This window comes from Corallococcus sp. bb12-1 (genome assembly GCF_026626765.1).
GTDB classification, from domain to species: Bacteria; Myxococcota; Myxococcia; order Myxococcales; family Myxococcaceae; genus Corallococcus; species Corallococcus terminator.
Genome location: NZ_JAPNJZ010000027.1, coordinates 226,655 through 239,018 on the forward strand (window position 1 = coordinate 226,655; position 12,364 = coordinate 239,018).

Below are 12,364 nucleotides of genomic sequence, written 5' to 3' on the forward strand. Positions count from 1 at the left end.
GAACCCCATTGAACGTCGGGGGACGCATGGGCTGTCAACCCATGCGTCCCCCTCCAACTTGCTGTGTCAGGGCTTCAGATAGGGCCCATCCACGCCAATCTTCCCGGGCGCGGCGTTCCCCGGCAGGTCCAGCACGTACACGCGCAGGTTGCCCTTGCCGGACACCGTCGCGGTCAACGAACCGCCCGTCACCGTGCGCACATCGCCGGTGATGGCATCCCGGTAGGTCCCATTGGGGATGCCGTTGAACGTGGCCCCGCCGGACACCGTCACCAGCACGAAGCTGTCCACGCCCTTCGCCGTGTCCGTGAAGCGGCGCTTGAAGGCCATGCTCCCGGAGATGCCGTCGGTGGAGTACTGCCCCTTCTGGAGCGCGGGGATGCGGCGGCGGATCTGGTTGAGCCGCTGCACGTGCTTCACCAGCGGCTTGCCCAGCGTCGTGGCCACCGCGCCGGAAGCGCTGCCCACCGTGCCGAAGTCGCTGGCCGTGACGCTGCCCTCCAGGTTCGCGCCGTAGTAGGCGCGGCCGGTGGTGGCCAGCGCGCAGGTAGGTCCGCAGTCGATGGGCTTGCCCGCCTGGAACTCAATCTCCGAGCCGTAATACAGCGTGGGGATGCCCCGGAAGGTCCACATCAGGCTCATGTTCTCCGCCCAGGCGTCGGTGCCCCCGGCGTAGCGCGTGGACGACTTGTTGGGACCGTAGTCGTGCGAATCGACATACACGACGTTGTAGGTGGCGTCGTTGTAGCTGTCGTCGGAGTCCTTGCCATTCCAGAAGGCGTTGCTCGCCTCGCCGAAGTTCATGTGCATGCGCATGTCGATGACGCTCATGCCGGAGAACTGGCTCGCATCCGGCGCGTGCCACGCATTGCCCTGGAGGAAGGCGTTGGTGGACGTGGGCTGGTTGGCCGTGCCCTGCGTCTGCTCATGGCTGTACTGCTCCAGCGCCGCCGCCACGTCGTCACTGCTGTACGTGCGGCGCTCCTTCCAGGTGAAGAACTGCGCGGAGTGGTTGGGCGAGCCCCGGTTCCACTTGTCGTTCACGAACGAGCCCACCTCGCCGAACATGAAGAAGTCGCGGCCCTTGGCGCCGAACTTCGACTCGGCGTAGGCATGCGCGGCGGGCAGGAAGCGGCGGTTCCACGTCACGCGGGGGATGTGCACCGCCGTGTCCACGCGGAAGCCATCCACGCCCCGGTCGATGAAGCGGTTGTGCACGTCGATGAGGAACGCCTGGACGGTGGCGTTCTCCGTGTTGAAGTCCGCCAGGTCCTCGTGGATCCAGCAACTGCGCGAGTCCTCCCCTTCCCAGTTTCCAATCCAGCACTGGTGGAAGAGGCTCGCGGGGAACATGCCGGAGGTGGGGTTGGGCCACTGGCAGTTGTAGATGCGGTAGCCCTCCTGGCTCGTGGAGGAAGTCGGGACACCCCAGTTGCGGCAGGTGTTGCCCACGGGCTCCGATGTCGACCACATGTCGCCGTTGTAATAGGACTTGCCGCTCGCCGGCTCCACCGTGAGGCCGTCGTACTCGAAGCCAGACGCGGGCGCGTCGTAGTACCAGCTCCACTGGGTGTCCCGAACGCCATACACCTTCGCGGAGAACAGGCCCTTGGCGCCCCAGCGGCTGGAGTGGTTGTAGACGACGTCCTGGATGATCTTCAGGCCCTTGGTGTGGGCCGCGTTGATGAGGTCCTGGTAGGAGGCGCCGCTGGACTCCAGGCGCGGATCCACGCGGTAGAAATCCCAGCCGTGGTAGCCGTGGTAGTCATAGTCGGAGCGGTTGAGCACCACGGGGGTGATCCAGACGGCGGAGAAGCCCAGGGCCTTGATGTAGTCGAGCTTCTGGATGAGCCCCTTGAAGTCCCCCCGGAACATCGGGTCGTTGTTCGCCGCGTTGCCGGACTTCGTGTGCATGCTGCCGCCACGGTTGTTGCTCGCGTCGCCGTCGTAGAAGCGCGCCGTCATCACGAAGTAGATGGAGTCCTCGCGGATGTCGCCGCCCAGGGGTGTACCCGCCGGAGGAGGCGGCGGCGCGGAGCCCGTCGTCGCGGAGGCCGTGCTGCTCGCGGCGGACGTGTTCCCCGCCGCGTCGGAGGCCTTCACGGTGTAGCTGTAGGTCGTCAGGGCCGTCAGGCCGCTGTCGGAGTAGCTCGTGCCGCTCGTGATGAAGGTGGAGACACCCTGCGGGTCCGTGCGGGTGACCGTGTAGCCGGTGACGCCCCGGTCGTCGGTGGACGCGCTCCAGGTGACGGTGATGGTCGTTCCGGAGGCGGTCGCCGTGACGCCCGAAGGCACGGAGGGAGCCGTCGTGTCCGGAGGCAACGCCACGCAGGGAGAGGCGGCGTTGGCGGTGACGACCCCGTCCTTCACGGTGATTCGTCCCGTGCCCAGGGTGTAGTCCGCGCCGTTGTTGTTGTCCCAGGAGCTGCCGTTGTTGAAGTCCGCCTTCATCCCGGTGGCGGCCCCCAGGGACACGGTCTTCTTCACCCAGTCCGTGCAGGCCGTCTCGTTCATCGCGACGCCGGGCGGGGTCGTCCATGAGCCGCCCGTGGGCGCATAGTGGAAGTTGACCGCGCTCCAGCCGCGCGTGCGCGTGTAATAGAAGACCTCCGCGCTGTTCGTGCCCGTGGAGGTGCAGGGATTGCCAGCGTTCGCCAGCACCTGGCCATTCTTCACCTGGTGCGTGCCGGACGTCGGCACGCTGTAGTTGCCGGTGGAGGTGGCCGCGTTGTCCCAGCGGTTCTGCCCGTCGTTGAAGACCGCCTGGAAGGTGCTCGCCGTGCCGGTGGTGACGGTGGCCGTCACCCAGCCAGTGCACGCCGCGGACATGGAAGCCCCCGGCACCGTCGTCCAGGCGCCCCCCGCGTCGTGGTGCAGGTACGCCGTGCTCCATGCCTTGTAGGGCGTGTAGTAATAGACAGTCGCCGTGCCAGCGAAGGCCGCCTGCGACCACAACAGCAGCGCCATCCACGCACCGCGTCTCCAGCCAGTCATTGCCATGTGTGCCGTCCCTCCCCACGCGTCGGGAGGACGCGCGAGACAACGAAACACCTTATCAGCGACAACCGGGATTCGAGAACATCCAGGACATCCCTGCCACGCTCCGAAGCCTTGGAGCTCCTGAGCGTGTCTACAGGCGCAGCCCGGTGAACAGGTGCACCTCGGTTCACCTTTCTGGTGGCCTGCCCCCGTGAGCGGTTACGGCAGGGCGGCACTGTGTCTGAGCGGTCACACGGCTCCCCGCATCCACGGGAACGCACCTGCGTCCTCGCTGGACGCAGACGCCGCGGACCCGAGCGAGAAACCCCAGGCGTTCCCTGGGATGGACCCGCCTCCGTGAGTGGCCTCTGTGTTGCTAACGCAACAGCGCGATGACGCGCTCCATGCCGACATCAAGCCCAGACACCGCCGCGCGATTGGAACATCCATGTCCTCCTCGGTAGCGCAGGTCCCCCCCACTCCCACCCCTGTCATCAGCATCCCCGTTGAAGAGCCGCTGGACGTCGACGGTGACGATGGAGAGTTCCGCCTCATCCAGACCGGCTCCTCCCTCGCCATGGTGGGCGTCGACGACGACACGCTCCAGGGCTACATCAGCTCGTCCACCGTCGCCTACCTCAGCCGCACCTCGGGGAATCCGAGCCGGTTGGACCCCTGGACCCATTTCACCATCGAGAAAGACTCGTCGCAGTCCGCCCTCGCTTTCGAAACCGAGAAGCGCATCGGCGCGGTCTCGCTCGGCGACCTCGTCTACATCTTCTGGATTGACACCCAGAACAACGCCTTGTGCGCGGTCCGCATCGTCCCCGGAAGCACCCGCTCCAAGACGGACTGGTGTCAGCTCTCGCTGCCGGCCGCCACAGCCGGTGCCAGCAAGGCGACCGCGAAGGTCTTTTCCAAGGGCGTATCGGCCTGCGCCGGCAAGGGCGAGACGGAGATTCTCGTCAACTACCTCGTCTGGGACTCGGCGCACAACGCGCTGCAGGTCTGCCACCTCGTCCTGGATGTCAACGACTACAATCCCATCACCAACGACTGGTCTCCCGTGGTGGCGCCCTGGTACACGACGGCCCCCGCGACCAGCCCCAGCCAGACGTCCTCGAACCTCTCGAACCTCGACCTGCGCACCATCCTCGTCACCCAGCCGGGGGCCACCACCACCAGCCCTTCCGTCAATTGTGTCATCGCGGCGCTGTGGGACGAGAACCACGCCACCACGACCACGTTCTCCTGGACGCTGGACACCGCGTGCCACGCGAACGCGACTCCCGCGCACCCGCCCATGCTCCTGTCGTGGCCTTCATCGGTCAAGAGCCGCAAGGCCTCGGGCATGAGCCTGGCGGTGGACCCCGCTGGACGGCTCGTCGCCCTGTTCGGCGACACCAACGCCAGTCATCAAATCTCCATCGCCGTGATTCCAGACATCCGGCCGCTGCGCCAGCTTGATTCCTCGGCCGCCCCTACCTGGACGGAGTTCGGCAAAATCTTCACCTCGACGAGCGAGGACACGGAGGGGCCGCTCTCGATGTGCTTCTCGGTCGGCCTGGTCCCCGAGACGTCGAGCCAGGATTCAGCCACCCTCCCCATCATCCTGGGACTCGCCTGGGTGCGCAGCGCGAATTCGCCGGGCTCGCCCATCCAGATGTCGTCAATGAAGTATGGCGACTTCAAGGTCCAGACGATGCTCCACGCGCCGACCCAGCAGAACGCCGGCAAGCGCGTGCTGACGGCGATTTGCGACCCGTTCCCCATGCCCCTCCCGGCGCCAGAGGTCTGGGGGAATGCCAGTCCCGACGGCATGGCCGACTGGAACCTGTTTGACTATGAGATGAACACCACTCAGGAAGATATCGTCCTGAATGAGATCAACCTCTCCGCGAGCCTGGGAATCCAGTACACCTCGAGGGATACGGCCGCCATTGGCGCGTTCGGGGGCTACAAGAAGGGCGTCGCTTGGGGCATCACCGCGAAGGCTGGAGCCTCCGGACGCTTCGCGTGGCAGGATGGGAAGTTCACGGCCCAGAGCATCAAGGTGGCGACGAAGGCCTACCGGCATCCGTACTTCCCGCTCGATGACGCGTCTCCCTACCTGGTCCGTCCCTACGGGTGCTACTTCGGACGGTCCCTGTTCTGGCTGCGCTCCCAGTACGGGACGGCGACGAACCTCAACTTCAACCACGACGCCAACTTCAGCCCGGCGCCCCTGGTCGTGGCCCACTGGCCCGTCGTCTCGGACGACGCCGATGAGACCGTGGCGGGCGACTTCTTCACCTATGCCTGCACGCCGGGCATGGTCGACTCCTATACAGCGGAGGCGATCAATGACCGCATGTTCAAGCTGTATACCGAGTGCGTGAAGAGGCTGGGGACCTCCGGCAAGACACCGGCGGAGATTCAGCAGATTTTCACGGCTCCGGATGGGACCGACCTCAGCACGTTCTACACGGGGCACAACTACGTCACGGCCGTCATCGAGAAGTACGGCACCAAGACGGACCTCAACGGTCAGAAGTACCTCAAGTTCGCCATGAGCGGCAGCTCGGTCTGCGACGGCCAGTACCGGGTGTCGAGCGGAACGACCACGGGCTTCGGCGTCCACCTGAACGTCAACGTCTATGCGGGGTTCGTCGAGACGGCGGAGCTTGGAAGTGAGAACGGCCTCGCCGCCTCGGGGGAGACGTACCTGGGTGGGACGTTTGACTTCTCCTTCTCCTTCACGCGCGATTCGACGAGCAACGCCTCCAGCGGCGTGGGGCTCTACACGTATCTGAATACGCTCGCGCCGACGCAATCCATGTCGGCCCGGCTGTACTTCCTCAAGGAGGCGTATCTGTGGGCGCTCGAGCTGAAGTACTTCCCGGCCATCGCGCGGGATTGGTACCTCCAGTCCTTGAGCAATGCGCAGGCCCAAGGGGAGTTCACGTCCCCGGTGGCGCAGCCCAACCTGGGCATGCTGGCCGGCACCACGTCGGCGGACGATTTGCTGCTCTATGAGCAGTCACTGCCCACGCGCTTCCTGTTCGTCGTCACCGGGTGGGACCAGGGGCCGAGCGCGAACACGCCCATCAATGTGCCCAGGGATTTGCCGGGTGGATACGACATCTCCACCTTCAATGCCGGAGTCAACAACAACGCGACCTTCAACCTGCCAGGGCCCTGCGATGTGGCCTATGGCGCGAATGGGAAATACCGCTTCATCGCGGGGCTGACGGGCGCCGTCACCTTCAACACCGCCACCTTCGGCGACCCGGGGTCTGGCACCACGAACAAGGGCTACTACCGGCAGGTCGGCTACCCCAACCGGACCCAGTACAACGTCCAGCAGGACTTCAACCGGGTCTGCGGCGAGGGCAGCTCGTGGCAACTGGGAGATGAGCCGACGACGGTGGCGTTCGGAATCGACACGCGCTGGAACGTGGTCGGTGGGCTGACAGGGACCGTCACCGCTTCGGATTCCGCGTTCGGGGATCCGGCCTACGGGAGCGGCAAGGAGCTTCGGATCCTGGCGAAGTAACTGGGCGTTCGGCCTCGTCACCGGGCTGGCCGTTCCAAACCCCACGGCTCGGCGCCGCCCCCAGGAGCACCGCCCGCGTCCGTTGACCTCCACGCGATTCCAACGGACAGGAATGTCGTCGGTCCGCACCGGAAGCGTGACGGATGCGTTGTGCGCTTGCCCTGGGGCGGTGGGCCGCTCAGCATGCGCGGCCATCGTGCCCGCCCCTACCGAGTCCGCCCTCTCCCACCGCACGTACACCGACCGTCGCGCCGCCGCCCAGGCGGACCTGACGGTGTTGGACCGCATCAGCGCCCGATACGCCAACCTGCGCACCGTGGCCTTCGTGGTGGCCGCGGGCATCGCGCTGCTCACGCTCCTGGGCCGGCTGCCCAAGCCCTGGTGGTGGGCGGCGGCGGGCGCGCTCGTCGTCTACGGCCTGCTGGCGGTGCTGCACCACCAGGTGTTCCTCAAGGAGCAGCGGGCCCGGCTCTTCGTGCTCCTCAACGAGCGGGGCCTGGCGCGGCTGGAGGGCGGCTGGCACGCCTTCACGGACACCGGCGAGCGGTTCCTGTCCGCCACCCACCTCTACGCCACGGACCTGGATGTCTTTGGCCAGGGCAGCCTCTTCCAGCTCATCAACGAGACGGCGACGCGCGCGGGCGAGGAGCGGCTGGCGTCATGGCTGTCCGCCCCCGCCTCCGCCGGCACGGTGGTGACCCGGCAGGGCGCGGCCCGGGAGCTGGCCCCGCTCGTGGACTTCCGCCAGGAGCTCTGCGTGGACGCCCGCGTGGTGGCGAAGGAGAAGGCGGACCCGGAGCTGTTCATCCAGTGGGCGGAGTCCGGCCCGTCGCTGGACGCCATCCGCTGGTCCCGGCCCCTGGCGGTGGCGCTGCCCCTGTTGACGCTCACGCTCTTCATCCTGGGCACGGTGGGGGTGATTCCAGACAGCCTCGTGTGGATTGGGCTGTTCGCGCAGTTGGGGGTCGCGGTGGCCACGCGCGCCACGCTCAAGCGGATGGACGAGGCGGTGGAGCGCGGGGAGCGAGGCTTCGTGCGCTACGCGGCCCTCTTCGAGCGCGTGGAGAAGCAATCCTTCGAGCACCCCCGCCTGAAGCAGCTCCAGTCCGGCTTGAACCCGAGCAAGGGTCCGCTGGTGTCGTCCCTCTTCCAGCGCTTCAGCCGGCTGTACTCGCTCATCGAGTTCAAGCGGCACCAGTTCCACGCCGTGGTGCACTGGCTCACGCTCTGGGACATCCACGCCCTCTTCGCGCTGGAGAACTGGCGCGCCGCGCACGGCCGCGACGTGCGCCAGTGGTTCGAGGGCCTGTCGGAGCTGGAGGCCCTCTGCTGCCTGGGTGGACTCGCCCATGATCGGCCCGCCTTCACGTGGCCGGAGCTGGAGTCGCAGGGCCCGCGCGTGGAGGCCACCGCGCTGGGACACCCGCTCCTGGACGCGCCGGTGGCCAACGACGTGTCGCTGCCCGGCCCCCGCCACGCGCTGATCATCACCGGCTCCAACATGAGCGGCAAGACGACGCTGATGCGCGCAGTGGGCGCCAACGTGGTGCTGGCCCTCGCGGGCGCGCCGGTGTGCGCGGCCACGCTGCGCCTGTCACCCTTGCAGGTGCTCACCAGCATGCGCGTGAAGGACTCCCTGGAGCGCGGCGTGTCGTACTTCTACGCGGAGGTGCAGCGGCTGAAGATGGTGCTGGACGCGGCCCAGGCCGCGCACGGACAGGCCCTGTTCCTGCTGGACGAAATCCTGCTGGGCACCAACACCCGTGAGCGCCAGATTGCCTCGCGCGAGGTGCTGCGGCTCCTGCTCGCCGCCGGCACCTGTGGCGCGGTGACGACGCATGATTTGTCCATGACGGTGCTGGCGGAGGAGAAGGATGCGCACGTGGTCAACGTGCACTTCCGCGACCACCTGGAGGAAGGAAGGATGGTGTTCGACTACCAGCTCCGGCAGGGGGTGGTGGAGACCACCAACGCGCTGCGGGTGCTGCGCCTGGCGGGCGTCCCGGTCAACGACCCGGACGCCCCGGCCTCCTGACAGCACCTTTCGCGCCCCTCGCGTTCAACCGAGGGGCGCGAAGATGAAGCGGATTACTTCGCGAGTTCCACGAGCGCCGCGGCGCCCATGCCGCCGCCGATGCACATGCTGACGACGCCGTAGCGGCCGTCGCGGCGCTTCAGCTCGCGCAGGATGGTGGCCACCATGCGCGCGCCGGAGACGCCCAGCGGGTGGCCCAGGGCGATGGCGCCGCCGTTGGGGTTCACCTTGTCCTGCGGGATGCCCAGCTCACGGATGCAGTACAGCGCCTGCGCCGCGAAGGCCTCGTTGAGCTCGAACACGCTGATGTCTTCCACCTTCAGCTTGTTGCGTTCCAGCAGCTTGCGGATGGCCGGCACCGGACCCACGCCCATGATCTCCGGCGGCACGCCGGCGACCACGTAGTCCACGAAGTAGCCCAGCGCCTTGACGTTGAGCTCCTTCGCCTTCTCCTCGCTCATGATGACCGCGGCGGCCGCGCCGTCGGTCAGCGGCGACGCGTTGCCCGCCGTCACCACGCCCTTGGCGTTGAAGGCCGGACGCAGCTTCGCGAGGCCCTCCACCGTCGTCTCCGGACGCATGATGGTGTCCACGGACACCGTCACCTGCTTCGCGACGCCGTCCTCGTCGTACACCGTCGTGGTGACAGGGAAGATCTCATCCTTGAGCTTGCCCTGCTCCCGCGCGGTGGCCGCGCGGCGCTGGCTCTCCGCGGCGAACTTGTCCGAGTCCTCGCGCGAGACGTTGTAGCGGGCCGCGATGTTCTCCGCCGTGACGCCCATGGAGGAGTAGACCTCTGGCAGCTTCTCCATGATCTCCGGGTTGGCGGAGACCTTGTTGCCGCCCATGGGCACCATGGTCATGGACTCGGTGCCACCGGCGATGGCCACCTGCATCATCCCGGACTTGATGCCCTGCGCCGCCTGCGCGATGGACTGCACGCCGGAGGAACAGAAGCGGTTGATGGTCATGCCCGGAACGGTGTCCGGCAGGCCTGCGAGCAGGCTGGCGTTGCGGGCGACGTTCATGCCCTGCTCGGCCTCCGGCATGGCACAGCCCATGATGACGTCTTCCACGTCCGACGCCTTCAGGCCGGGGACCTGGGCGACGGCTTCCTTGATGGCAAGGGCCGCGAGCGTATCCGGACGCGTGTCCTTGAACTCACCCTTGTGCGCGCGGGTGAAGGGGGTGCGCACCGCGCTGGCAATCACGACTCGGCTGGACATGTCAGGTGTCTCCCTGCCCGGACAGCGTCCGGGCGTGCTTCGGATTTCGATTCTGGCAACCCATGGGTAAACGCCTCGCGCTAGTTGCGCAGCGGCTTGCCCTTCTCGAGCATGAACATCATGCGGTCCTGGGTCTTCTCCTCACCGATGAGGCTCAGGAACGCTTCCATCTCCAGCTCCAGCAGCTTGTCCTCGCTCACGAGCACCGAGGGGCTGGTGTCTCCGCCGGACAGCACGCGCGCCAGCTTCTGGGCGATCTTCCGGTCGTGGGCGCTGATCTGGTTGTTGAGCTGCATGTCGTACAACATCATGTCGATGGTGGCCGCGCCGTTGGGGCCCGGCAGCCGGAAGCGCGTGGGACGCGGCGGGCGGAAGCCGCCATTCGCCAGACCCAGCACCCGCGACTTCGCATCCGACAGCAGGAAGTCACGGTTGCCCGTGATGCCGTCCTGAGCCGACAGGAAGCCGAACTCACGCGCCTCTTCCGCGCTCGTCGCCACCTTCGCGGTGCCGATGGCGAGGAACACCTTCTTGAGGAAGGGCAGCGAGTCGAAGTCCTTGTCCGCCGCGTATGAGCCGAACACGTTGCGCAGCAGCATCATGGTGCCGCCGCCGCCGGGGATGAGGCCGACGCCGACCTCCACGAGGCCCATGTACAGCTCCGCGCTCGCCTGCACCGCGTTGCCACCCAGGGTGACCTCCGCGCCGCCGCCCAGCGTGAGGTTGAAGGGCGCCGTCACGACGGGCACGGGGCTGTAGCGCATGCGCTGGTTGGCCTGCTGGAACTTGGACGCCATCGCGCGGATGGAGTCGAAGTCCTCGCTCTTGGCCGCCATCAGCATGGCCATGATGTTCGCGCCGGCGGAGAAGTTGGACCCGTCGTTGCCGATGACGAGACCCTTGAAGTTCTTCTCCGTCTCGTCGAGCGCGGTGTTCATCATCGCGATGATGTCATCGTCGATGGAGTTCATCTTGGAGTGGAACTCCAAGAGCGTCGCACCGTCGCCCGTGTCCCACAGCGTGGCGCTGTCGTTGCCGGTGATCTTCTTGTTGCCGCGCTTGAGGTACTCCACGCGGAAGGTGCGCGCGTTCTCGACGACGGCCTTCTCCGACTTGGACGGGATGTCCCAGTAGGTGTCGCGGCCATCCTTCACGCCGTAGAAGGACGTGCGGCCCTTGGCCAGCATCTCCTCCACCCAGGCGGCCGGCTTGAGGCCGAGCGCCTTCATGCGCTCCACGCCCTTCTGCACGCCGTACGCGTCCCACACTTCGAAGGGACCCAGGTCCCAGCCGAAGCCCCAACGCACGCCACGGTCCACGTTGACCACGTCGTCCGCGATCTCCGGGATGCGGCGGCTGGAGTAGGCCAGCACGTCCAGGGTGACGCGCTCGGCGAACGTGCCCGCCTTGTCCGTCGCGTTCATCACGGACGCGACGCGCTCACGGACGTTCTCGATGTCCTTCGCGGCGCCCAGCGAGTCGAAGCGCACCTTGGCCTGGGGCCGGTACTCCAGCGACTTCAGGTCCAGCGCGAGGATGTCCTTGCCGCCCGCGGACTTGTCCTTCTTGTAGAAGCCGCCGCCGCTCTTGTCGCCCAGCATCCCCTTCTCCACCATCTTCTGGAGGAAGTCGGGGATGGCGAAGACGTTGCGCTCTTCGTCGTGCGTGAGCGTGTCGTAACAGTTCTTCGCCACGTGGGTGAACGTGTCCAGGCCCACGATGTCCGCGGTGCGGAAAACCGCGGACTTGGGGCGGCCCATCGCCGGGCCAAAGATCTTGTCCACCTCTTCGATGGACATCTCCGTCTTCGCCATCTCGGAGATGGTCCGCATCATCCCGTACACGCCAATGCGGTTCGCGATGAAGTTGGTGGTGTCCTTGCCGTAGACGATGCCCTTGCCGAGCACCTCTTCACCAAAGCGGTGGAGGGTCTTCACTACCTCCGGGTCGGTGTGCTGGCCGGACACCAACTCCAAGAGCTTCATGTAGCGCACGGGGTTGAAGAAGTGCGTGACCAGGAAGTTCTTCTTGAAGTCCGCGCCACGGCCTTCCGTCATCCCGACGATGGAGAGGCCGGACGTGTTGGAGCTGATGATGGCGTCCTTGCGCGCGTGCTTCTCCACCTTGGCGAACAGGGCCTGCTTGACGGCCAGGTCCTCCTTCACCACCTCGATGATCCAATCGCACTCGGCGAGCCGGGCGAGGTCGTCCTCCAGGTTTCCCACCTCGATGGCGGTGAACACCTGCTCGGACACGATGGGGCTGGGCTTCTGCTTGCGCAGGTTCGCGAGCGCGCCTTGCGAGAACTTGTTGCGGAACGCCTTGGAGGCGGTGTCCTCCCCCGGTGCCGCCTTGGGGGGAACGATGTCCAGCAACAGGGCGCGAACGCCGGAGTTGGCCAGATGCGCGGCGATGCCGCTGCCCATCACGCCAGCGCCAAGCACCGCCACTTTTCGGATCCGGGTCGTCATCGGAAATCGGCTCCCTTAAGGGAAGTAGGGGACTGCACAAATGTAGGCGATTGACCCGGAAGTCAACCGGCATTGCCGTCGGGTGTGCTCGCCAGGAGGTCGCCTCCCCGACTACAAG

5 protein-coding genes are annotated in these 12,364 nt (G+C 66.6%); 2 read left to right on the top strand and 3 right to left on the bottom strand.

The window, feature by feature from the left end:
- Positions 1-66: 66 nt before the first annotated feature.
- Positions 67-2,967 (bottom strand): carbohydrate binding domain-containing protein, encoded by a 2,901-nt coding sequence (locus OV208_RS31975; RefSeq protein ID WP_267577713.1) that lies wholly within the window; start codon positions 2,965-2,967, stop codon positions 67-69.
- Positions 2,968-3,427: 460 nt separating this feature from the next.
- Between OV208_RS31975 and OV208_RS31980 the strand changes: the two genes are divergently transcribed.
- Both OV208_RS31980 and OV208_RS31985 read left to right on the top strand, forming a co-directional pair.
- Positions 3,428-6,514 carry a hypothetical protein gene (locus tag OV208_RS31980; RefSeq protein WP_267577714.1) on the top strand — a complete coding sequence of 1,029 codons (3,087 nt, stop codon included), beginning with the start codon at positions 3,428-3,430 and terminating at the stop codon, positions 6,512-6,514.
- Between the two features lie 112 nt (positions 6,515-6,626).
- Positions 6,627-8,549, top strand: a complete 1,923-nt coding sequence (locus OV208_RS31985) for a MutS-related protein (RefSeq protein WP_267577715.1) — start codon at positions 6,627-6,629, stop codon at positions 8,547-8,549.
- Positions 8,550-8,602: 53 nt separating this feature from the next.
- Here OV208_RS31985 and OV208_RS31990 read toward each other — a convergent pair whose 3' ends face one another.
- Together OV208_RS31990 and OV208_RS31995 are read right to left on the bottom strand one after the other, a co-directional pair.
- Positions 8,603-9,775, bottom strand: a complete 1,173-nt coding sequence (locus OV208_RS31990; protein WP_267577716.1) for a thiolase family protein — start codon at positions 9,773-9,775, stop codon at positions 8,603-8,605.
- Positions 9,776-9,855: 80 nt separating this feature from the next.
- Positions 9,856-12,246, bottom strand: coding sequence for a 3-hydroxyacyl-CoA dehydrogenase/enoyl-CoA hydratase family protein (locus OV208_RS31995; protein WP_267577717.1), 2,391 nt, complete (start codon positions 12,244-12,246; stop codon positions 9,856-9,858).
- Positions 12,247-12,364 lie beyond the last annotated feature (118 nt).

Bases quoted from the DNA above. Each gene is read 5' to 3' on its own strand.
- OV208_RS31975 (WP_267577713.1), bottom strand. From the start codon at position 2,967: ATGGCGCTGCTGTTGTGGTCGCAGGCGGCCTTCGCTGGCACGGCGACT.
- OV208_RS31980 (WP_267577714.1), top strand. From the start codon at position 3,428: ATGTCCTCCTCGGTAGCGCAGGTCCCCCCCACTCCCACCCCTGTCATC.
- OV208_RS31985 (WP_267577715.1), top strand. From the start codon at position 6,627: ATGTCGTCGGTCCGCACCGGAAGCGTGACGGATGCGTTGTGCGCTTGC.
- OV208_RS31990 (WP_267577716.1), bottom strand. From the start codon at position 9,775: ATGTCCAGCCGAGTCGTGATTGCCAGCGCGGTGCGCACCCCCTTCACC.
- OV208_RS31995 (WP_267577717.1), bottom strand. From the start codon at position 12,246: ATGACGACCCGGATCCGAAAAGTGGCGGTGCTTGGCGCTGGCGTGATG.